Source organism: Mucilaginibacter sp. Mucisp73 (assembly GCF_059491465.1).
The window spans coordinates 3,620,251-3,644,591 of sequence record NZ_CP168507.1 but is presented as its reverse complement, the minus strand read 5'-3'; the positions used below and the strand labels follow the sequence as shown (position 1 = coordinate 3,644,591).

17 protein-coding genes are annotated in these 24,341 nt (G+C 44.3%); 14 read left to right on the top strand and 3 right to left on the bottom strand.

What is annotated here, in order from left to right; all coding sequences use genetic code 11:
- Nucleotides 1-51 precede the first annotated feature (51 nt).
- Nucleotides 52-2,016, bottom strand: a complete 1,965-nt coding sequence (locus ACEN82_RS15105) for a M1 family metallopeptidase (RefSeq protein WP_413317755.1) — start codon at nt 2,014-2,016, stop codon at nt 52-54.
- A gap of 199 nt (nt 2,017-2,215) precedes the next feature.
- On the opposite strand from ACEN82_RS15105, the gene ACEN82_RS15100 reads away from it, so the two are divergent.
- From ACEN82_RS15100 to ACEN82_RS15090, 3 genes are all read left to right on the top strand, one after another.
- The gene (locus ACEN82_RS15100; protein ID WP_413317754.1) at nt 2,216-3,163 is read left to right on the top strand and encodes a DUF6438 domain-containing protein; all 948 of its coding nucleotides are present in this window, start codon (nt 2,216-2,218) and stop codon (nt 3,161-3,163) included.
- A gap of 85 nt (nt 3,164-3,248) precedes the next feature.
- Nucleotides 3,249-5,270 (top strand): thioredoxin domain-containing protein, encoded by a 2,022-nt coding sequence (locus ACEN82_RS15095; RefSeq protein ID WP_413317752.1) that lies wholly within the window; start codon nt 3,249-3,251, stop codon nt 5,268-5,270.
- Between the two features lie 12 nt (nt 5,271-5,282).
- Entirely contained in the window at nt 5,283-5,786 is a 504-nt protein-coding gene (locus tag ACEN82_RS15090) for an FKBP-type peptidyl-prolyl cis-trans isomerase (RefSeq protein WP_413317750.1), read from the top strand.
- Between the two features lie 146 nt (nt 5,787-5,932).
- On the opposite strand, the gene ACEN82_RS15085 is transcribed toward ACEN82_RS15090, so the two are convergent.
- Entirely contained in the window at nt 5,933-6,652 is a 720-nt protein-coding gene (locus tag ACEN82_RS15085; protein WP_413317748.1) for a toxin-antitoxin system YwqK family antitoxin, read from the bottom strand.
- Between the two features lie 69 nt (nt 6,653-6,721).
- On the bottom strand, nt 6,722-9,505 hold the full coding sequence (locus ACEN82_RS15080) for a TonB-dependent receptor domain-containing protein (protein WP_413317746.1): 2,784 nt from the start codon (nt 9,503-9,505) through the stop codon (nt 6,722-6,724).
- A gap of 128 nt (nt 9,506-9,633) precedes the next feature.
- On the opposite strand from ACEN82_RS15080, the gene ACEN82_RS15075 reads away from it, so the two are divergent.
- The 11 genes from ACEN82_RS15075 (at nt 9,634) to ACEN82_RS15025 (ending at nt 24,337) form a co-directional block, all read left to right on the top strand.
- A complete protein-coding gene (locus tag ACEN82_RS15075; protein WP_090524579.1) occupies nt 9,634-10,200 on the top strand; it encodes an acyl-CoA thioesterase in 567 nt (188 codons plus the stop codon).
- A 52-nt stretch (nt 10,201-10,252) separates the two neighbouring features.
- Nucleotides 10,253-12,157 (top strand): ATP-binding protein, encoded by a 1,905-nt coding sequence (locus ACEN82_RS15070; RefSeq protein WP_413317744.1) that lies wholly within the window; start codon nt 10,253-10,255, stop codon nt 12,155-12,157.
- Nucleotides 12,158-12,415: 258 nt separating this feature from the next.
- The gene (locus ACEN82_RS15065) at nt 12,416-13,486 is read left to right on the top strand and encodes a fatty acid desaturase (protein ID WP_413317742.1); all 1,071 of its coding nucleotides are present in this window, start codon (nt 12,416-12,418) and stop codon (nt 13,484-13,486) included.
- 569 nt (nt 13,487-14,055) lie between these two features.
- The gene (locus ACEN82_RS15060; RefSeq protein WP_413317740.1) at nt 14,056-15,585 is read left to right on the top strand and encodes a TolB family protein; all 1,530 of its coding nucleotides are present in this window, start codon (nt 14,056-14,058) and stop codon (nt 15,583-15,585) included.
- Between the two features lie 16 nt (nt 15,586-15,601).
- Nucleotides 15,602-16,516, top strand: a complete 915-nt coding sequence (locus tag ACEN82_RS15055; RefSeq protein ID WP_413317738.1) for a TIM barrel protein — start codon at nt 15,602-15,604, stop codon at nt 16,514-16,516.
- 180 nt (nt 16,517-16,696) lie between these two features.
- Nucleotides 16,697-17,308 (top strand): gluconate 2-dehydrogenase subunit 3 family protein, encoded by a 612-nt coding sequence (locus tag ACEN82_RS15050; RefSeq protein ID WP_413317736.1) that lies wholly within the window; start codon nt 16,697-16,699, stop codon nt 17,306-17,308.
- A gap of 3 nt (nt 17,309-17,311) precedes the next feature.
- Nucleotides 17,312-19,030 (top strand): GMC oxidoreductase, encoded by a 1,719-nt coding sequence (locus tag ACEN82_RS15045; protein ID WP_413317734.1) that lies wholly within the window; start codon nt 17,312-17,314, stop codon nt 19,028-19,030.
- Between the two features lie 185 nt (nt 19,031-19,215).
- Nucleotides 19,216-20,895, top strand: coding sequence for a GMC oxidoreductase (locus tag ACEN82_RS15040; protein ID WP_090524591.1), 1,680 nt, complete (start codon nt 19,216-19,218; stop codon nt 20,893-20,895).
- Between the two features lie 36 nt (nt 20,896-20,931).
- Nucleotides 20,932-22,359, top strand: coding sequence for a Gfo/Idh/MocA family protein (locus tag ACEN82_RS15035; RefSeq protein ID WP_176623861.1), 1,428 nt, complete (start codon nt 20,932-20,934; stop codon nt 22,357-22,359).
- 110 nt (nt 22,360-22,469) lie between these two features.
- Complete coding sequence (locus ACEN82_RS15030) at nt 22,470-23,036, top strand: gluconate 2-dehydrogenase subunit 3 family protein (RefSeq protein WP_090524595.1); 567 nt, start codon at nt 22,470-22,472, stop codon at nt 23,034-23,036.
- Between the two features lie 149 nt (nt 23,037-23,185).
- Nucleotides 23,186-24,337 (top strand): Gfo/Idh/MocA family protein, encoded by a 1,152-nt coding sequence (locus ACEN82_RS15025; protein ID WP_413317731.1) that lies wholly within the window; start codon nt 23,186-23,188, stop codon nt 24,335-24,337.
- The last annotated feature ends 4 nt before the right edge of the window (nt 24,338-24,341 follow it).

Below are 24,341 nucleotides of genomic sequence, written 5' to 3'. Positions count from 1 at the left end.
AAATCGAAAATCCAAATTCCGAAATCAAAAATCCAAATTCCGAAATCAAAACTACTCTCCCCTGTAAACGTTGTTTTTCAGGTCAACGTCAGGTAGTTGACGATCAGGGTCTATTTCCATGCTTTTGATAGCCGATGTTGAGGGATATTTAAATTTCCAAACGCTATCGCGCTGCCAGATATTTACCGGCAGGTGAATGGTTTCGGTTTTGCCGTTAGCCTGAACAATTTTAAGATCAACAGGCATAGCCATTTTTTCATTATTGGTAAGTGTGATCAGCGCACCTTCGGCTGGGTTACCTTTGATATAGCTTACCGAACTAATGGCCTGGTCAAGCTTCCAGGTGGTGAAGAACCATGATTTCCAGAACCAGTTCAGGTCCTCGCCGCTGGCATCATTCATAGCCCTGAAAAGATCGTAAGGAAGCGGGTGCTTAAACGCCCAGTTCTTAACATACTCGCGAAAGGCATAGTCAAAGCGCTCGGGGCCAAGCACTACGTTGCGCAATATATCCAAACCTAACGCGGTTTTGGTATAATACTGACCGTAATCATTGAGACCAATAGCTTCAGGAGCGGTCATGAGCGGGTCTTTGCTGTTGCGGTAGCCGGCCAGTACATTTTGCGCCGAACCACTTTTCTCAACATATTCGCCTTTATTAAATTGTTCGGTAGCGTACTCATTAATAAAGGTGTTAAAACCTTCGTCTTGCCACATATATTTGCGCTCGTTTGAGCCTACAATCATCGGGAACCAGTTATGGCCTATCTCATGGGTAACATCACCCCAAAGCTGTCCTTTTTTCAGGTTGCTGAGGCAGAAGATAGCGCCCGGATATTCCATGCCTAATGCCACGCCTGATACGTTAACTGCCGAATTCCAGGGATATTCAAAATATAGGTTTGAATAGATCTCCATGCTGTTTTTCAGGTACTCGGTTGAGCGGCCCCAGCCGTCATTGCCCGAGCTTTCAACCGGATAGGCCGACATGGCAATACCCTTGCGGCCCGATGGGAAATTAACCCTTGCCGCGTCCCAGATAAAAGCGTCAGAAGCGCCCCAGGCAATATCGCGGGTATTCTGCATTTTAAAATGCCAGGTAAGCGTACCTTTAAACGGCCGGGTCGAGCCTTTGCCAACTTCACCTGCACTGATGATGGTTACGGTTTTATCGCTGTTGCGGGCTTCTTCCAGCCTTTTTTGTTGTGCTGGAGTAAGTACATCTTCAGGGTTTTGCAAATCGCCCGAGCCAACTACTATTTTGTTGGCAGGAGCAGTGATATAATAGTCAAAATCGCCGTATTCGCAATAGAACTCGCCCAGTCCCATGTAGGGCAGGGTGTTCCAGCCTTCTACATCGTCATAAACGCACATGCGTGGGTACCATTGGGCAATTTCGTAAACATAGCCCTGTTTGAATTTTTTGCGGCCCATACGGTCGGCGCCATAAAATGGGATTGCAAAATCATAATTAACCTTGATCTCTATTTTTTCGCCTTTCCCATCCATCGGGGCATTAAGGCGTAACTGCATCCGTGCATCGGTAATGATAGGATCAACCTTGTAGGTTTCGCCTTTGTAAGTAACCTCAACAGAGGCGATATGATAACCACCGCGGCTAAAGCCGCGAACGTCAAACCTGTCGCCGGTGTATGGCGTTACCGCCGCTCCGCGCGAATCCGGTTTAAACAGGTTTTGATCCAGTTGCAGCCACAGATAATTCAACTTATCAGGGCTGTTATTGGTGTAGGTAATGGTTACTTCGCCGGTTATGGTAGTATCCTTGCCTTCATTAAGAGCAGCTTTGATTTGGTAATCAGCGCGGTTTTGCCAGTAATTTGGTGAGGGCTTGCCTGCAGCCGAGCGTGTACCGCCACTGGTAACGGGCCAGGTAATTGGGCCAAAAAGGTCCTGGTGATTGTATTTTGTGGTGTCGGTAGTTTGGGCCGATGCCGGTCGCGTTAACGGCATCAGCGCCACGGCGCATAATAAATAATTCAGTTTTAAACAATTCATCTTAAATTTTTGATAACAAGGGGGCAAATAAAGGGAAATAATTTGTGAGTTTGATAATTTTTAGGACTGAAAGGGTTGGATATAAGCGATTTTGGCTTATTGGGTTCGGAGTGTTTTAAGGTTGTTACTTCAATTAGGAAATTATTAGTGTTGACTTGTCTTTAATTTAATAAAAGTATCTTTATCTATACCTAACATTATGACCCACCTTTTTAAGTGTTTCTCATTTCTATTGTTCTTCGTTATCGAAACTGCAGTTGTAAAAGCCAATACGATTGACAAGTTGAAAACAGACAAAGATGTTTTTGATTTGCTCATAAATATGAAGGCTTTTGGCAGTAGTGACGCAATAGAAGTAGTGCCTTCAGATATGTTGCTCAAAAGACTGGACTGTAATGATGTTGCTATAAATTGGAAGGTAAAGTCCTGGGAAAAAGTTGATTTCAATCATGATAAACTCACCGATTTGATAGTTACCGTAAAAGACAACAACAGGTCGTTATTCATATTTGCTGTAATTGATAAAGGGAAAGGTGGACTTAAATGTCTTGAATTGTCTAATAACCAGGGTAGTTATTGCCAATTAGTTAAGCCTATAACGGTAGACGGTATACAAATGATCGCTTATTATTCTAAAAGGTTTAGGATGATTAACCAACAGCTTGAATTGAACGAAACGGAGCAAACTGATACGCTAATTTATTTATTTGGGGGTTTTGTTGAATATAACCGCAAGCCACTTGATTATAACATCAAATCGATCTCTATAAAAGTTACTGATTCAATCGGGGTTACCAATCAGGGAAAAGTATTTTATAGTCCGGGCTTGAGAAGAATGTTTCGCGATACGTTGGAAATGAATCTGGCAATTGATAGCAGCCATAATACCTACGTTAGTGATGTGCCGCTAAATAAATTGAACAATATAAAAGCGCTGATAAATTATATTAATATCAAAAAAATGAAAACAAGCTACAGCGTTTTGTGGACTGACGACGCAGAGGCCAATTTAATAGTAGAATTTGCCGATGGAACCAAAAAGAGAATAAGAGACTATGGCATGATCGGCTCATTTGGATTAACCCGTCTGTATCTTACATTACTTGATTTAAAGAATTCGTTGACGTGGAAGTTAGCCCGAAAGTAGTATTGTCCTAAAACTTTTCTAAATAAATTCCATTTAACTTACAGGTGCAATTATATCTGCATTTTTGCAGCAAACACACAGCTATATGAATCGCCTGGCCAATTCCACATCGCCCTATTTATTACAACATGCCAATAACCCGGTAAACTGGTACCCCTGGGGCAAAGAAGCCCTTGATAAAGCCAAAGCCGAAAATAAGCTTATCCTGGTAAGCATCGGCTACTCGGCCTGCCATTGGTGCCATGTTATGGAGCACGAAAGCTTTGAAGATGAAGCTGTAGCCGCCGTAATGAACGAATATTTTGTTTGTATTAAGGTTGATAGGGAAGAACGCCCCGATGTTGACCAGATTTATATGAGCGCCGTACAACTCATGAGCGGCAGGGGCGGATGGCCATTAAACTGTATCTGCCTGCCCGATCAAAGGCCTATTTACGGTGGGACCTATTTCCGCAAAAATGATTGGACTTCGCTGCTCTTTAATCTGGCCGATTTCTACAAACAAAAGCCCGAAGAAGCCGAAGACTATGCCATTCGCCTTACTGAGGGGATTCAAAAATATGAGTCGATAGAATTTGTAGTGGCACAGGCAGAACATACGCGCGGCGATCTGCAAGCTATTGTAAGCAACTGGAAACGATATTTTGATAAGCAGGAGGGGGGTACCGGCAACGCGCCTAAATTCCCGATGCCAAATAACTGGCAGGCTTTAATGCGCTATGGCTATTTAATGAAAGATGATGAAGTAGGGGCGCAAGTGAAACTTACTTTGCATAAAATGGCTTTCGGGGGAATTTATGATCATGTTGGCGGTGGATTTGCACGCTATTCGGTTGACGGACGCTGGCATGTGCCGCACTTTGAAAAAATGCTGTATGATAACGCCCAGCTTATCGGCCTTTATGCCGAAGCTTACACGTGGCAGCCCGACGAATTATACAAACAGATAGTTGATGAGATCATTACTTTCAGTACGCGCGAATTAATGTCGCCCGGGGATGGCTTTTATTCGGCGCTTGACGCGGATAGTGAAGGAAAGGAAGGCAAGTTCTATATTTTTACCAAAAATGAGATTGAAGAGATTTTAGGCGATGATGCCGGTTTGTTCTGTATCTACTACAATATTACGGAGGATGGCAACTGGCAAGAGGAGGAATCGAACGTATTGTTCCGGAAGGACAGCGATGAAAACCTGGCCGCAAAATTAGGGTTGCCTGCTCATGAATTGCTTGCTAAAATAGCTGCATTCCGTCAAAAAGTATTTGATGCCCGCGGCGTACGCGTACGGCCGGGATTGGATAACAAGATCCTGGCATCGTGGAATGGCCTTATGTTAAAAGGACTGACCGATGCTTACCGCACGTTTAATAAGCCGGAGCACCTTGAGCTTGCGCTGAACAATGCCGGGTTTATTTTAAATAATCTGCTTGGCCAAAATGGCAGGTTATCACGGGTTTACAGCGCCACATCGTCACTGGATAAACCTGTAGCATTTTTAGATGATTATGCCAATATCATTGACGGGCTCATTGCGTTATATGAAGTTACTTTCAATGAGCATTGGCTGCAGCAGGCCAAAAGCCTTACCGATACAGCCATAGCTCACTATTATGATGAAGCAAAGGGCATTTTCTTCTTTACTGCCGACGACGATGAGCAACTGATTGCCCGCAAATCTGAAATTATGGATGGGGTGATCCCGGCCTCTAATTCGGTTATGGCACGGGTGCTTAAAAAGTTAGGCTTGCTTTTTGATAACGAAAGTTACATTGAAGTTTCGGCGCAGTTGTTACGCAATGTGATGCCACAGCTGGCAAAATACGGCTCGGCCTATTCAAACTGGGTGATGCTTTTGCTGGATGAGGTGTTTGGAATAAATGAAATTGCGATAACAGGTGCCGGAGCGGAAACTTTCAGAAAGGAAATGGAAAATAATTACATCCCCAATAAAATTATGTTGGGCGGTAATACAGGAAGTTTACCTTTGCTGCAGGATAAGTTTGGTGCATCAACGCAAATTTTCATTTGTAAAGATAAAACCTGCGGATTACCTGCTCATAACCCGGCCGATGCCATAAAAGAGGTTGAAGCCAGATTTTACAACTAAAAACAATTTACAATGAAGATTGCACCTCAGCACGTAGTATCATTAACCTACGATTTGTACGTAGACCGCGAAAACACAGGTACCGAAACTTTGGTAGAAAGTACCACCCAGGAACAACCGTTAACCTTTTTATTTGGTGCAGGACAGATGCTGCCTAAATTTGAAGATAACCTGAGCACACTTTCAACCGGTGATACTTACGAGTTTCGCTTATCTCCCGAAGATGCTTATGGCGTATATGATGAAGAAGCAGTAGCCAACCTGCCTAAAGAAATGTTCCAGGGTACCGAACTGCCTGAAATTGGCAGCATTTTGCCTTTACAGGATAACCAGGGCCACCGTTTCCAGGCTATGGTAGTTTCAATTGCAGAAGATGCTGTTATTGTTGATCTTAACCATCCTATGGCCGGCCAGGAACTGCACTTTAAAGGTAATATCCTTAACGTACGCCCTGCAACTCCCGAAGAATTATCACACGGCCACGCACACGGGCCGGATGGTCATCACGCTCACTAAACCCCACCCAAACCCTCCCCGGAAGGGAGGGCTTTAAATAAAAAGGTTCATTTTATTATTTATATAAAATGAACCTTTTTTATTAGCTGCTAATGAAGTCTCCCCTTCCGGGGGAGATTTAGAGGGGGCTGTTGGGCTGCTGGCTGTTAATAAAACTCCAATCCCCCATCATTCCGGAAAGCGCATTTGATCAGTACACGGCAGCCAACCGCCTCGCCGTTTACAGTAGCCGGTACAAAGATTTTATCGGCAGGGTCGGGTACGTCAATGCTCATATTAAAGGTTTTTTCGTACGAACCGCTGTATACATGTACCTTGAATGATGCAAGCCTCCCCAGCGGACTAATCAACAACTCCACTGCTCCAAACGATACGTTAGGATTAAGGTTCATTAACTCGGGCGGAAGCTTAAAGAGGTTCAGATAGGGGAGGTAGCCAAAAAATCTACCGCCTACTTTAAGCGGTTTGGTTGTTTTGGCCGTGTCGCTAAGTTTTACATCAACAAAATACTGCAGGTTTGAAGTGCTGTCTTCCGGTGCTTCATAGGTGATCTGGTTGGTCCTGTAATCGAAATTTTGTACCAGATGTCCGCGGTTGTCGAAAAAGTGCCAAACGCCGGTCCGTTTATCATTATCATAGTAGCCGCTGGCCAGGGCATAGTTTTTTTGATAAAGGGCCTGGTATAGCCCTTGCCTGATGCCCCTGTTAGTTTTCAGCACATTAAACCGCTCAACTACCGAATCGGTAAGGCGACGTTTTACAACAACGGTTTCCGGGGCAGTTTTTGCAGCGGCAGCATCCTTGGTTTGCGCAAATGTGCTGCCGATAAATATTATCGATATAAAGGTTAAAATAAGCTTTCTCAATGCAGGAATATAGATTGTTGTAAATATATAACAGCGGCTCACGTATCTCCAAAAAAAGCGGGATACAAATTATCCTCTGCCACCACGACGACCGCCGCCAAAGCCACCAAAGCTCTTGCCGCCGCCGTTGCGCCCGCCTTGCGGGCGACTGCCGGTGAATTTTTGAAGCCGGAGCGTAAAGCTCAGCATAAAATACCTGCCCAGCCGGTTGGTACGCGTATCAATGATCTGATTACCCACCGCTGTACGGGTTATACCTTTGTTTTCGTCAAAAATATCAAAAGCCTGGAACCGGAGCGAGGCTATATGCTTGTTTAAAAACTGGTATTCCAGGTAGCTGCTCAGCAGGGTAGGGTTCGCTTTTACGGTACTGCTGAAACCGTGATTGATGGTTTGAGTTAAACTGTAACCAAGCACCCAACTGTAAAAAAAGTAATTACGGCCGTCGAGCCCTAATGTCCAGGTTTGGGCATCGGTATTTAATGAAGATGGCAGGCTGTAACGGGTAGTATTAATGCTGTAATTGGCGCTGATCTCACTGTCCATAATGCTGTCAAGGTCAACCCTAAGTTTAACGCCCTGGTTAAGCACCCAGTTTCTACCCTCATTGCGCTGATTTTCAATATATGAAATATTGTTGTTGTAGCTTGCACCGCCGTTTAAGGATACGGTGTACTTGCGTTCGGCGAATGGTTTTGAAAAGGAATAGTTGCCATTTACATTATAAAAACCATTGGTGTTAATATAGCGGGTTGCCTGTATGGTATTGTTGCCTTTTGTGCTTTGGGTGCTATCGGTAACAGGGGCCGAATTGGTAACTATTTTATCCTGGGTTTCGGCAAATGATAAACTGGCGAACAGTGAATTGCCGCTGGCAATATCAAACTGGTTATAACGCACATTAAAGCTGTTGGTAAATTCAGGTTTCAGGTCAGGGTTGCCATAAACCCTGTTTTGAGGGTTTGAATAATCGGGCTGAAGCTGCAGCTGACTAAATGAAGGTTGGGCGTTGGAGCCGCTATAATTAAACGAGAACGAATGGTTTTTTGAAAAGTTATAGATAAACCTTGCCGTAGGGATGATATTAAAGGTAGATGTGGAGGTATGAAAATTGTGCGATTCCCCGTCAAGTTTTGAAGGCTGCACAGCCAGGCCCAGCGTATAATTGTATTTAGGTTGTATCCCGCGAAGGTTTAAGCCGATGCGGTTGGTGATAAACTGGTAGTTATACAACGTGCTCAATGAATCAACGTAGGTTTGATTGCCTGTTACAGGATCAACCCGGTAGTTGTAGCGGTTATTATCGGTATTTGAATAATTATAACTGTAATTGCTTTCGAGGTAAGTTGTTTTGCCAACAGGTTCGATGTATGAAAAATGCAGGCTTACCCTTTGCGATTGATTATCAGAGTTGATTTGCTGAAACAATGGCGTTACCACGGTATCCTGCCGGGTAGTGTATTTGTCGTTCAATTCCTGATCGTTTTTAGAATAGCTTACATTGGCATTAACACTGAAGTTCCGTCCTTTTTTATGGAACTTGTGGTTGTAAAGCACGTTAAGGCTACCGGTTTGTGATGAGTTATTGGTGAGTGCCAGCTCATTGCCGGTAACTAAACTTTGGTTACGGGTATTGCTGAAGGTATCGGTACTCATGTTTTCGGCGGTGGCATATGAAAAGCCCGGGTTTATTTTGATATAGTTAGATGTATCTATTTTGTACTCGATATTGAAATCAAAGCGGTGGTTGATACCATGGTTATGGTTAGTGCTGTTGTCCATATTGATGATATTACCCGATTGATAAAGGTTTTGCTGCAAGGTTGTGCTGTTAATATCCCTGTCTTTATCGGCAAAACTATAGCTGCCATATACCGTAACCTTTTTGCCCCAGTCATCGCGGTAATTGGTGCCTATGGAGCGGTTGGTAGTAATACCGTTGGCCGTACTCACCCCGCTTGCGCTGCTGCCGCCACCCCCACGCCCTGCCCGGCCTCCGCCTCCACCGCTGCTGCCAAGGTTGAAGCTATTGGTATTATTGTTATTCCAGGTGCCAATAACCGCCAACTGCCTTGCATCATAAAATGAATTGGCCGAAAGACGGGCCTGGTACCGGTCGTCATTACCAACGCCAACGCTGCCCTGGCCAAAATTACCTTTACTTTTTCCCTTTTGTATGGTGATGTTCAGGATCTTGTCCGGGTCGCCGGTTTTGATGCCGGTAAGGTTGGCCTGGTCGCCGTAATCGTCAATCACCTGTATGTTTTCCACAATATCGGCAGGCAGGTTCTGGGTGGCGGTTTGCACATCGCCGGTAAAATAATCCTTACCGTTTACCCGCACCTTGGTAACCTGTTTGCCATGCGCGGTTACATTGCCATCTTTATCAACGCTTACGCCCGGCAGTTTTTTAAGCAGGTCTTCTACCGGCGATCCTTCCCGCACTTTATAGGCGCTGGCCTTATACTCTACAGTATCCTCCTTAATCGTGATAGGGATCACTGCCGAAACTACTACCGTGTTCAGCATATTGGTTTGCACCTTTACTTTGATGGGGTCGAGGTTAATGGGTTTGGTATCATTGTCCATTACGTAACGGCGGGTAAAGGGCTGGTAACCGATACCGCTGATGGTGAGTTTAAAGTTTTTGGACGCAACGGCGGGGAAATAAAATGCCCCGGAAGTGCTGGTTGCTACTACTGCGCTGTCTTTATCGGAGATCAGTTTTACCGTAATTCCCGGTACGGCGCCCACGCTGTCAACTACCGTACCACGCACTTCGCGGGCTTGCTGGGCATAGGCAGTTGATAAAAAAAGAATACCGATAAACGCGAGCAGTAAGTGTTTTTTCATAGTTTAGGGTCAATTTAGGTTATTGACCATTAAAGTTTAACGAAGGTTTAACTATTTAACCCTATGTAATACTAATGTTGCATATATTGTATTTTAGTGCTTAACCTTATACTATATTACCATATATTATGAACCCCTTACCCGATATAGACGGCTACAAAAGCGTGGCATTTTCGCAGGCCACCATTACCGAACTGATGATCCCTTCGTATTCCAATTTTGGCGGAAAGATCCATGGAGGGATCTTGCTTTCGCTCATGGACAAAGTAGCCTATGTATGTGCCGCCAAACACGCCGGTAATTATTGCGTAACAGCCTCTATCGACACTGTGGATTTTTTGCAGCCCGTGGAAGTAGGGGAGCTGGTATCGCTTATGGCATCGGTAAACTATGTAGGCAATACCTCGCTGGTGGTAGGGATCCGGGTGATATCTGAAAATATCAAAAACCATTCGGTAAAACATACTAACACCAGCTATTTTACTATGGTAGCTAAAGATGATTTTAACAAGCCGGCCAAAGTGCCTGGCCTGGTTTTGGAAAACCGGGAGCAGGTAAGGCGTTTTATTGAAGCCCGCCGCCGTAAAGAGATTAAGCAGAGTTATATGAAAGAGGTTGAACAAATTCAAATGCCCGATAACTACGAGAATTGTATTGAACTGTTGCAGGGCGAGCGGTGCATTGTTGCCGGATAGCTATTGCCTATATTAAGTTTATTATTAGATTGCGGTCTGAAACTGTTAGCGAATGACAAGGCCCCTTGGTTTATTATTGCTGTTATTGATGCATAGTACTGTTTATGCGCAAAAAACAAGCGGAATTGAGCCGGAAAAATCGCCGTCACTAATCAAAACCATCGACAGCCTTAACAAACTTGTTGAGGAAACCTATGTTAGTGCCCCCTACGAGGCGAGGGTAAGAGCTGAACATGCCTTGCTGCTTTCGGAAAAAATAAAATATAATGAAGGTACGGGCGCCGCTTTTTTAAATTTAGGGCATGTGTACTGGTCGCAGTCATACTATCCTATCAGTTTGTTTTATTTTAATTCGGCTTTAAATTATCTGCCCAAAAACAAGCCGTTGTTACTGGCCCACTGTTATAGTTCTATCGGCAGGGCTTATACAGATTTGCAAAACTATAGCAAGGCTATAAAAAATTTAGACATCGCGGCCCGGTTTGCCGGTCATGATCCTAAAATGCTTGCCGAAGTTTATAACGAACGTTCATTTGTTTACGCCAGGCTTAAACAATATGATAAAGGCATTGCTCTTGCCAAACTTGCCATGCAGCTTAGCCGTACGGTAAATGATCAGCCCGCGATATGTATATTATATAGCCGGCTGGCTAATGCTTATCGGTTAAAAGGGCAATATCAACAGGCGGTCGCTTATTCAGACACTGCCCTGCAAATGAGTTATATTGTTAATAACAGGCGTTTAAGGGCTATCTCATTTATTGAACGTGCTGTTATTTACAATTCGTTAAACCAGTTTGACAAAGCCGTTGACCTTGCAAAAAAAGGCGCGGCTTTATCCGATAGCATCGGTGTTATGGATGGCATTTCGTCGGCTTATAAAACCATGGCCTATAGCTTTGAGCAAAAGCACGATATGGTGCAGTCGTTAGCCTATCAGAAAAAGTACACCCAGGCGCTCGATAGCGTTAGCGCTGCCAATAAGCGTAAAAGTACCGAGCTCATCCAGAGTTATTTTGAGCTCAACAGCCGTCTTAATGCTATTGCCGCGGTTGAGGAAAAGGCAGGGCAATACCGCGAAAAAATTCATTTGCAAAAGGTTATAATCATTACACTGCTCATTTCATTGCTGGTTGTAATATTGGCTTTGTCGGTTACCTATTACCTTTATAAACAAAAGCGGGTTTTAAATAACCGGATGCGCAAGCAGCATAAAGCCTTATTAATTCAAAAAGAACTGATAGAAGACCAATCGGCAAACCTGGCAAATATTAATAATCTTAAAGATAAGTTACTGGCTGTAATAGGGCATGACCTGCGTACACCGCTTGCTAATCTGAATTCTATATTACGTTTATACAACACCCGTGTTTTAAGCGATGATGAAGTTCAGGACCTGATGAAGGAAATAGAGCCGGTAGTACAGGGTGCCGAATTAACCCTTTCAAACCTGCTTGAATGGGCGGGCAGCCAAATCAAAGGCGTTAATCTTGAAGCATCGGCAGTCGATATTTATTTAATTGGCAATGAAATCGGGAGGATTTTTAGTTACCTTTTTCAGCAAAAAAACATCAGGTTTGAAAACATGGCTCTACCCGGGATGTGTGTACAGGCCGATGAAAGGCATGTAAAAGTAGTTTTAAGTAACCTGGTTAGCAATGCTATTAAGTTTACGGGCAATTACGGTATTATTAGTTTACTAAGCACCGTTGATGAAGGCATGGTGGTGATCAGTGTTAACGATACCGGCAACGGTATTCCTGCAGAAAAACTTGGCAAGTTATTTAGCCTTAATACGAAATATACAGCAACAGGTACTTCCGGCGAGAAAGGCACCGGCATTGGTTTGTTTTTATGCAAGGAGCTTATTGAGTTTAACGGCGGCAGGCTTTGGGTAAATTCAGAAGTAAACAGGGGCAGCACCTTCAGTTTTAGTCTTCCTTTAGTAACAGATTAAACTCTCCTCAAAAATTATTCCTATTTTAAATTAATGGTCTGCTATACGATTAATGCTTATTAAGTAATATATAGCTGATATTAACTTTTATAATTTCTTATAAAGAAATTTAATTATTTTGAAAAAGTTTTAATCATTTGTTGGGTAATTTAAATCTATTTATCCCGTTGTTACGTATAAGCAGTTGGTACTTTTTACTATATTGTGACAATTTATAACAATTCTCCGACAATTTTAAACTAATCTCCCACACACTTAATGGCATTTTTAAACACTGTGCTCGAACCACCTGCATATGGTTGGACAGATGGACTTGGCAACCTCTCAAAACCTACTAACACACAAATTGTAAAAGAATTTTTTAAACGGCTAAATGTATTCAGGGATAAAAAAAACTGGCTTTCGTTTTTAAGCTGGTCGCTGGTGCTGGCTTTAGTGCCGTTCCTGGGGCTGTTCATCTTTAAATATTTCAGTATCACAGGTCTCATTGTTGCCTTTGTGTATGGAATGATCATTATGGGTACCCATGGCACCATCTGGCACCACAGGTATTGCACCCACGGAGCTTATAGTTTTAAAAATAATTTCTGGCGTTTTTTTACTCAAAACCTTACATTGAAGATCATCCCTGAAGAAATCTACGCAGTATCGCACCATGTGCACCACGCATTATCTGATCAGCCGGGCGATCCATACAATGCACAAGGTGGTTTTATGTATTGCTTTTTAGCTGATGTTAACCACCAGCCCATAGCACGAAACATGGACGAGGCCACTTACAAAAAATGTGTTAACCTGATGAAACACACCGGGGTAAATACAAATACTTACAAGCAGTATCAAAAATGGGGTACCTTGGCTAATCCAACCCGAACTATAATTGGTATTATACTGAACTGGGGCTTTTGGTTTACAGCTTTCTACCTTTTAGGCGGACCGGCATTAGCCTATGCTGTATTTGGCTCTGCCGGCATTTGGGCAGTTGGTGTACGTACATTTAACTACGAAGGTCATGGAAAAGGAAAAGATATGCGCCGTGAAGGTATCGACCATAACCGCGAGGATATGTCAATCAATCAGTTGTGGCCGGGTTATGTAGCAGGTGAGTGGCATAACAACCACCATTTATATCCTAAAAGCGCCCGCTCTGGCTTTAAACCATATCAGTTTGATTTGGCCTGGTGTTATATTAAAATGATGAGTATGCTGGGAGCTGTAAGCTCATACCGCGATTCAAAAGCTGATTTTTTGAAGGAATATTGTACACCTGTTCCGGTAGCAGTACCTGCAGCTGTACAGGTTACCGAAATATTAGTAGCTGCGGAGTAAGCTGTTATTAAATACATTAAAAGGCCAGAGCGAGGTGATTGCTATGGCCTTTTTGTTTGGTTTGCCGCCACTTTGGCTGCTGTTAGTATTGTCATCGTCATCTTGTGGAAAGAAGAAAAGGCGTGGGATTGCGCGATTCCCTCCCCTGGGAGGGTGTAGGGAGGGGTTTCGTCGACGTGCCTATACCGGAAATAGCAGATGAACCCCTCCCTGCCATTACACATTTCCATCACACCCCTCCCAGGGGAGGGAATTGAAAAACTTTTGCCGTTGTTGGTGTTGTCACCAACAACTATGCGCTGTGCAATTCAACTGGTGATCTCCGCTCTATGTCATCCGATGCGTTAACCTATCTGGTGGTTGTTGGTGACAACACCAACAACGGCAATGTGACAATACCAATAACAACAGCGTCCTGTTTTAATCTCCTCTCCGTGTTAAAATTACACTTTGTAAAAATCTGGCTATATATCAAAAATGTGGAGAATTGTTAAAATAGTACTATCTTAATAGCGAATTGATTATATACCTTAGTGAACCGATTATAGTGTACACTAAACACCAAACCAATGCGCTGTAAAATATTAAATGTTGTGTTATGCATAGCTTGCATTGCCTTGTTTTCTGCCCGGGTTAGTGCTCAGGACGTAGGAATATTTGAAGGCCAAACCGATGTTGGTACGGTCAAGCATCAGGGCAGCGGTGTATATGACGCTAAATTACAGCAATATACGCTTACCGGTTCGGGCCAGAATATCTGGGCTACGCATGATGATTTTCACTTTGTGTGGAAGAAAATGAAAGGCGATTTCATTCTTCGCACCAACGCTGCATTTATAGGCAAAGGTGTTGAAGCGCATCGCAAGGTTGGACTAATGGTTCGCACCACGCTTGATTCAAATTCAAAACATATCAATGCTGTTGTTCATGGTGATGGTCTTACCTCGTTGCAATACCGTAAAACAGTAAGCGGCATTACCGAAGAAAAGAAGGCATCCATTACCGCGGCCGATGTGATCCAGCTGGAACGCAAAGGTAATACCTATACCATGTCCGTTGCCCGCAAAGGTGATTTGTTTGTGAGCGAGGAGGTAACCGGTCTTGACCTGGGTGATGATGTTTATGTGGGCATTTTCATCTGTTCGCACAATGCGGATGTTACGGAGAAAGCGGTATTCAACAATACACGTATCGTCACACCCGCTCCGGCCACATTGATACCTTATAAACAATACTTAGGCAGCGCCATTGAGTTACTTGACCTCGAAAATCAGAACGCGACAGTGGTTTATCAGTCGCCAAAATCACTCCAGGCCCCAAACTGGACGCTTGATGGCAAATCACTCATTTATAACAGCGAAGGTTCACTTTTTAAATTCGATCTTAAATCGCATATACCAACGGTACTCAATACCGGCATCGCTAAAAATAATAATAACGACCACGTGCTTTCCTTCGATGGCAAAATGCTGGCTATCAGCAGCGGCGATGGTGGCCCATCAATAGGATACACAGTTTCGTCGGCCGGTGGCGAGGCTACACGGGTAACCCAAACCGGGCACGGCGCAAGTTATATGCATGGCTGGTCGCCCGATAAAAAGTACATCGTTTTTTGTGGTGAGCGCAATAAGGAATTTGATGTGTACCGCATTCCGGCCGGCGGCGGACCTGAAGAACGGCTTACCAACACACCCGGACTTGATGACGGCCCTGAATATTCGCCCGATGGAAAATACATCTACTTTAATTCGGTGCGCAGCGGCCTGATGCAGGTTTGGCGCATGAAAGCAGATGGCAGTGAACAAACCCAGCTTACTAATGATGATTATAACAATTGGTTCCCGCATATTTCGCCGGATGGTAAATGGATTGTCTATATCACCTTCCTTAAAAGCGAAGTATCCCCCGGCGACCATCCTTTTTATAAGCATGTATATTTAAGGCTGATGCCGGTAGGCGGAGGCCCCTCAAAAGTGGTAGCTTATTTATACGGCGGTCAGGGTACTATCAATACCCCGTCATGGGCGCCGGATAGTAAGCACCTGGCCTTTGTAAGCAACTCTGATTTATTGTTTCCTGTATTTCCAATAGCAAAATAACCTTAAACATATAACCATGTATACATCACGCAGATCATTTTTAAAAACCGGCGCAATGGCAGTAGCCGGGGCGGCACTACTTCCTGATAGTTTATTTGCCGCTACGGATAGTAAGCTTAAACGGGTAGGGGTGCAGCTTTACAGCGTACGCGATGCCATGAAGGCCGATCCGCAGGGAACGCTTAAAAAGATAGCTGATGCAGGTTACGCACATGTGGAACATGCTAATTACATCGACAGGAAATTTTACGGCTATACTGCCAAAGAATTTAAAAAGATCCTGGCCGACCTTGACCTGAAAATGCCAAGCGGCCATACTGTAATGACGCCTCAGCACTGGGATGCAACCAAAAATGATTTTACCGATGCGTGGAAATATACCGTTGAAGACGCGGCCACCATGGGGCAAAAGTTTGTGATAAGCCCATGGCTGGATGAAAAGGTACGTACAGATACTGATGCCCTGAAACGTACAATGGAACAGTTTAACAAATGCGGTGAGCTTTGCAAACAATCGTCAATGATGTTTGGCTACCACAACCATAACTTTGAGATCAGTACTAAAGTAGGCGATATTACCCTTTATGATTATATCATCCAAAATACTGATCCGGCTTTGGTGGCCCAGCAAATAGATATCGGTAACATGTACACTACCGGTGGCAGAGCGTTGGAGTTTATCAATAAATATCCCGGCCGTTTCCAGTCCATGCACGTAAAGGACGAGATTAAAGTACCGCCCCACGGAGGCGACGATACTGAAAGTACCGTTTTAGGCGCGGGGATCCTGCCAGTTAGGGATATTGTAAAGGCCGGGGCAAAAAAAGGAGGCACCTCTTTGTTCATTATTGAGCAGGAAGCATACCAGGGCAAAGACCCAATCGATTGTGTAAAAATTGATTTACAAATCATGAAAAAATGGGGCTATTAATAGTATAAGACTAACTTACACCCGTGAAGATTTAATTTTTACAGCCTTTGATTTTGAATTGTAATTATTAAGTTTGGGAGCATATTATAAATCATATTAAGCCTTTCTCGTTACCTGTTCAGTAAGCTAAAAGTTTTGTGACAGATAAATGGGCTTCGCTAAAACAATTTAGTTTAAACAATGGACCGGCGTACCGTCATTAAAAATCTGGCTTTGATAATAGGAGGGGCTGCATTGCTCCCGGCCTGTTCGCAGGATAAAGCAAAGTCGAAGGTTGCACTCAAAAATATCGATATCACTGCCGATCAGGAACAGTTGATAGGCGATGTAGCAGAAACTATTATACCTAAAACAACAACGCCGGGTGCGAAAGACCTGTTGCTTCATTTATTTGTATTGAAAATGGTGGATGACTGCTATAAAAAGGACGATCAGCAGGCGTTTGTAACCGGTATGGGACACTTTGCAGACCAATCCCAGAAATTATATAGTAAAACGTTTGACCAACTGGATACTAAAACCCGTGAAGCATTTTTGCTGGATATAGAAAAAGAGGGAAAGGCAGAAGAAGAGGCAGCCAGGAAAAACGCTGATAAAAAAGACGCTGCACCTGCCACGCCTCCTGCCGGCAAATATTCGCCCGAGCTTAAGAAGTTTTACAGCATAGTAAAAAGGCAAACCATCAACGGTTATACCAATTCAAAATATTTCATGACTAAAGAGGTGGTATATGAGCTTGTGCCGGGCAGGTACAATGCGCATTTCCCTTACAAACAAAAGCAAGCAGTATAAGTAATGGCTAATTTAAATATCGACAGCGTTAAAGAACGCACTTTCGACGCGATAGTAATTGGCTCGGGAATGAGCGGAGGATGGGCTGCTAAAGAGTTTGCGGACAAAGGACTCAAAACATTGATATTGGAGCGTGGCCGCGATGTGAAGCATATTAAGGACTACCCAACTACCAATATGTACCCCTGGGAGTTTGAACACCGGGGCGAATTGCCGATGGCTGTACAGGAAGCCAATCCTATTATAAACCGCTGTTATGCTTTTGGAGAAAGCGCCGCGCATTTTTTTGTTAAAGACGCCGAGCACCCATATATTCAGGATAAACCCTTCGACTGGATCCGTGGATACCAGGTTGGCGGCAAATCCCTGCTTTGGGCACGTCAAACCCAGCGCTGGAGCGATTTTGATTTTGAAGGCCCTGCCCGCGATGGTTTCGCGGTAGACTGGCCTATCCGTTACAAAGATATTGCACCATGGTATAGTTATGTAGAGAAATTCGCCGGCATTTCGGGTAACCGTGATGGCATTGCCGAATTGCCGGATGGTGAGTTCCTACCCGCATTCCCGTTAAATACTGTTGAAGAATATTTCAGAGATCACGTAAAAAGTAAGTATAAAAACCGACATGTGATCAGCGCTCGTTGCGCCCACCTGTCAACCCCTAATCAAATCCATCTGGATCAGGGCAGGGTACAATGCCAAAGGAGAACGATCTGTGAGCGTGGCTGCCCCTTTGGCGGCTATTTCAGCGCTAACGCTACCACTATCCCCTGGGCTTTAAAATCTGGCCACGCCACCTTAAGGCCATTTTCGGTAGTGGAATCTATTATATATGATGATAAGCTGGGTAAAGCTACGGGTGTGCGGGTTATTGATACCAATACCAAAGAAGCTATCGACTACTACGCCAAAGTAATATTTGTCAATGCAGCGGCGTTAAATACCAACCTGATATTGCTTAATTCCAAATCGCACCGCTTCCCTAATGGGCTGGGTAATGATAGCGGTGTGCTGGGTAAATATGTAGCTTTCCATAATTATTCGGCCCATATTGGTGCCGAGTATGACGGTGCAAAGGAATGGACTACAGATGGCCGGAACCCTGCAGGTGGTGGTTATATGCCAAGGTTCAGAAATGTGTACAAACAGGAAACTGATTTTTTACGCGGTTATGCTTCAGGCTTTGGCGCTTACAGATCCCCGCAGCGCAGCTGGGACGGCGTAGGTAGCAGTCTGAAAGATAACCTGGCTAACAAAGAGCTTGGCCCGTGGCGTGTAGGCTCGCACATGATGGGCGAAACCATCCCGAAGGAAAGCAATTTTGTAAGTCTTGATGACAAGCAAAAAGATGCCTGGGGCGTACCATTATTAAAGATGAACATTGATTACGACGATAACGATGAGAAGATGAAGAAGGATTATGTGGAGCAGTTAACCGAGATGTTCACCAGCGCGGGTTTTACCAACATTAAAGCCAGTACCGATAAACGAGCACCGGGGCTTGATATTCATGAAATGGGCGGTGCCCGTATGGGGAATGATCCTAAAACATCGATATTAAACAAATGGAATCAGGTGCATAGCGTTAAAAACGTATTTGTTACCGACGGCGCCAGCATGACGTCAACCTCGTGCCAAAATCCGTCACTAACTTATATGGCCTTTACGGCAAGGGCGGCCGATTATGCCATGAGCGAGATGAAGAAGGGGAACCTCTCCTAAATCCTCTCCAAAGGAGAGGACTTAAAAAGGGCGGCGTAAGGGGGGGGACCCTCTCCAAAGGAGAGGGCCGGGGTGAGGTCCTTCGTGTAAAAAAAACACAATGTAATATTTGGAAAATGAATTTTATTCATACATTTAACGACACAACCAAGTACTAAACAAATTTAACTAATCATATTATTCGTATGTCTGCAAACACTTATGACGCAATAGTCATTGGCTCAGGAATTTCAGGCGGGTGGGCTGCCAAGGAACTAACACAAAAGGGTTTGAAAACCATCATGCTTGAGCGTGGCCGTAATATTGAGCACATTAAAGATTACGTAAACGCAACCAAAGATCCATGGGAATTTCCGCACAGAGGCGGCCGTACCCAGAAAATGATTGATGATTACCCGGTTCTTAAACGCGACTATCCGTTAAATGAAACCAACCTTGACTATTGGGCAAGTGATAAAGATAGTCCTTATACAGAGATTAAACGTTTTGACTGGTTCCGTGGTTACCATGTAGGTGGCCGCTCACTGATGTGGGGACGCCAATCGTACCGCTGGGCTGATGTTGATTTTGAAGCCAACTTAAAAGATGGCATCGCTGTCGACTGGCCTATCCGCTACAAAGACATCGCTCCGTGGTATAGCTACGCCGAGCAATTTGCCGGGATCTCCGGTAATAAAGATGGTTTACCTATCCTTCCTGATGGCGATTTTATGCCGCCTATGGAAATGAACGTGGTTGAAAAAGACGTTTCAAAACGCTTGAAAGAATTTTATAAAGAAGCGCGTCACATGATCATCGGTCGTACGGCTAATATCACTGTACCGCATAACAACCGTACCAACTGCCAGTACCGTAACAAATGCTGGTTAGGTTGTCCGTTCGGTGCTTATTTCAGCACACAATCGGCTACATTGCCTGCGGCTATGGCTACCGGTAATTTAACCGTTCGCCCATGGTCTATCGTTACCAAAATATTGTACGATAAGGATACCAAAAAAGCCAAAGGCGTTGAGGTATTGGATGCTGAAACCAATAAAACTTATGAGTACTTCGCAAAGATCGTTTTCGTAAACGCATCAACCATTAACTCGGCCTGGATCCTGATGAACTCGGCAACCGACGTTTGGGAAGGTGGCTTAGGCAGCAGCAGCGGCGAGCTTGGCCATAATCTGATGGACCACCACCTTAATGTTAGCGCTTATGGCCGGATTGAAGGTTATGAGGATAAATATTATTTCGGTCGCCGTGCAAATGGTTTCTATATCCCTCGCTACCGTAACCTTAACGGCGAAAAGCGTGATTACATCCGTGGTTTCGGTTACCAGGGTTCGGCAAGCCGCGAAGGCTGGAGCCGTGACATTGCCGAACTGAACATTGGCGGTGCGTTTAAGGATGCATTGACCGAGCCAGGTTCATGGCATATAGGTATGGGCGCTTTTGGCGAAACATTGCCTTATCACGAAAACAAGGTTACCATCGACAAAACCAAAAAAGATAAATGGGGCTTGCCTGTTGTTGCCATTGATGCCGAATTGAAAGCGAATGAGCTGAAAATGCGTATCGATATGGAAAAAGACGGCAAAGAAATGCTGGAAGCTATTGGCGCTAAAGATGTACAAACTTCAAGCACTAATCCGTTCCTTGGCCGTGGTATTCACGAAATGGGTACCGCACGTATGGGCCGTGATCCAAAAACTTCAGTATTGAACGAGTGGAACCAGGTTTGGGATGCTAAGAACGTATTTGTTACCGATGGCTCATGTATGACTTCGGCAGCTTGCCAAAACCCATCGTTAACTTATATGGCCTTAACTGCACGTGCTGCTAACCATGCTGTTGAGATCCTAAAAAAAGGCGAAATTTAACCAACATCACATAAAAACAACCTAATAAAAACACCTATGACTGAAGAAAAGGACAAAACCCCAAACCCGTCGAGACGGCAATTTATTAAAAGCAGCGCCATAGCGGCCGCTGGTTTTATGATAGTTCCGCGCCATGTTTTGGGCGGTAAAGGTTTTATAGCTCCAAGCGACAAGTTATTGATTGCCGGCGTAGGTGCCGGTGGTAAAGGGCAAAGCGATATAGCTAATTTTTACAAAAGCGGCAAAGCCGAGATCGCCTTCCTGTGCGATGTTGACGACCGCAGAGCAGCAAGATCACGCAGCGATTTTCCTAAGGCAAAGTATTATAAAGACTGGCGCGAAATGTTTGACAAAGAACACAAGCATTTTGACGCTGTATCGGTTTCAACACCCGATCACAACCACGCTATTATTACCTACAATGCTATGCAGCTGAACAAGCACGTTTATGTTCAAAAGCCGCTAACGCATGACATCTGGGAAGCCCGCCTGTTAACCGAGGCAGCCAAAAAATATAAGGTAGTTACACAAATGGGTAACCAGGGTTCATCAAACGATGGTACACGTTTACTTTCAGAGTGGTATGATGCCGACTTGATTGGTGATGTGCACACTGTTTACTGCTGGACAAACCGCCCTGTTTGGCCTCAAGGTATTGCATGGCCGCCACCACAGCCAAACATTCCTAAAGAGTTGGATTGGGACCTGTGGTTAGGTACAGCACCTAAAAAAGATTACGTTGATAAACTGGTTCCGTTTAACTGGCGCGGCTGGTGGGATTACGGTACCGGCGCCCTTGGCGATATGGGCTGTCACCTGGTTGAAGCTCCTTTCCGCGTGTTGGGTATCCAATATGCAAAAGATGTACAGGCCAGCGTTGGCAGTGTTTACGTAGATGAGTTTAAAGAAGGCCATTTCCCTGAAAGCTGCCCTCCATCAAGCCACATCACTTTAACATTCCCTAAAACCGATAAAACCAAAGGTGATGTTACATTGCACTGGATGGATGGTGGTATCCAACCAGAAAGGCCTATCGAATTGCTGGCAAGTGAAAACTTTGGCGGTGAAGAAGGTAACGGTACTTTGTTCATCGGCACAAAAGGAAAAATGTACGCAAGTACTTATTCTGATGCGCCAACGTTGTTACCAAAATCGCTTACCAAAGATGCGAAAGCTCCGCAGAAATGGGCACGTGTACCGGGCGGCGCTAACGGCCACTATGCACAGTGGGTTGAAGGCTGTATTGCCGGTTACGGTAAAACAGAGCTAAGCTCATCGTTTGATAAGGCTGGTCCGCTTACTGAGGCTTTATTGATGGCTAACCTTGCGGTTCGCGGTCATGAGCTGAATGGCGGCAGGGTAAAATTGGTTTGGGATAACCAGGCTATGAAAGTTACCAACTTTGATGCTGTTAACCAATATATAAAACGCGATTACCGCGAAGGTTTCGTGTTAAAAGCGTAATTTAGGATACGTGATTAGTTGGGGAAAGACTTACGAAGTTTTTAAAACTTCGTAAGTCTGGTAAACACTAATTCACTAACCCAACTAATTCAGTAAATCAATAATTAAACATGAATAGAAGAGAAGCGATAGGCAGGGTAGGTTTGATCCTTGGCGGTACCATCATCGGCGCCGAGTTCTTCATCTCCGGATGTAAACCATCTTCGCCGAAAGTAAACGACCTTTTTACACAGGATGATGTGGCCCTGATGGATGAAATTGGCGAAACTATTTTACCTGCAACTTCAACCCCGGGTGCTAAAGCTGCCGAAATTGGCAAATTTATGACCGTAATGGTACAGGATTGCTATACTGCCGATGATCAGAAAATTTTCACCAAAGGCCTTAAAGACCTGAATGATGCGAGCGACAAAAAATTTGGCAAAAAGTTTTTAGAGGCTACACCTGAGCAACGTACCGAACTGTTAACCGAGCTTGACAAAGAGCAAAAAGCCTATACCAAAACAAAAAAACCGGAAGATCCTAACCATTACTTCAGGATGCTGAAGGAATTAACCCTGCTGGGTTTCTTCACTTCAAAACCGGGTGCCACACAGGCCTTACGTTATATAGCCGTTCCTGGTAAATATGACGGTAACCTGCCATACAAAAAAGGTGATAAAGCCTGGGCAACCTAAAAAATTGCAATATCAATTGATTATACCTTTGATTTTTATAAAATTTGAATTGCTATCAAAAACAGCATTATTACATAATGCTGTTTTTGATGTATACAATCGATTGAGAAGCGTTTAATCATCAAAAACATCAACCCCAACAAAAACAAATGAAATTAAGATTAGGAATGATAGGCGGCGGACAAGGTGCCTTTATTGGTGCCGTACACCGCATAGCTGCCCGTATTGATGGCGAATATGAACTGGTTTGCGGCGCTTTTAGCAGTAATGCCGAAAAATCACAGGCCAGCGGCCTTTTGCTTGGCTTACCGGCAAGCCGCTCATATAGCTCATACCAGGAACTTATCGAAAAAGAAAAGCAACTGCCCGAGGATGAACGTGTGCAGGTAATCAGCATTGTAACGCCTAATCATGTGCATTTTGCCCCAACCAAAATGGCGCTGGAGAATGGTTTTCACGTGGTGCTTGATAAACCCATGACCTTTTCGCTTGAGGAAGCTAAGGAACTGGAAAAAGTAGTTAGTGCATCGGGTAAACTTTTTTGCCTTACGCATACTTACACCGGTTACCCCATGGTTAAGGAAGCTAAGCAACTGATCAAAGCCGGTAAGATAGGAACCGTTAGAAAAGTTTATGTTGAATATCCGCAGGGATGGTTGAGCAGCTTTTTAGAAGGAGAAGATAACAAGCAAGCCTCATGGCGTACCGATCCGGGTAAAAGCGGGATTGCCGGTGCCATGGGCGATATCGGTACACACGCCTTTAACCTGGCCGAGTATGTTACCGGCTTACAGGTTACTAAAATTTGTGCGGATATTAACATCGTAGTTGAAGGCCGCAAGCTTGATGATGACGGCGCGGCGTTGTTAAAATTTAACAACGGTGCAAGCGGCGTGCTCACGGCTACCCAAATTGCAGCCGGCGAAGAAAATAATGTGAAGATCAGGGTTTATGGTGAAAAAGGCGGTTTGGAATGGCACCAGAGCGATGCTAACTCGCTTACGGTGATGTATACTGATAAACCTGCCGAAACCTGGCGCACCGGTGGTGGTTATACCAGCTCATTCGCGCAGCATAATACACGTACGCCTGCCGGTCACCCCGAAGGTTATTTGGAGGCATTCGCCAACCTGTACCGTAATTTTGCTTTGACTGTTAAAGCCGGTTTAGAAGGTAAGCAGGCCACTCCCGAAGAACTTGATTTTCCGGGTATCGAAGAAGGCGTTCGGGGAATGGCCTTTATCGAAAATGTGATAGCATCAGGTAAATCGGATGCCAAATGGACTGATTTCACTATTTAATTTA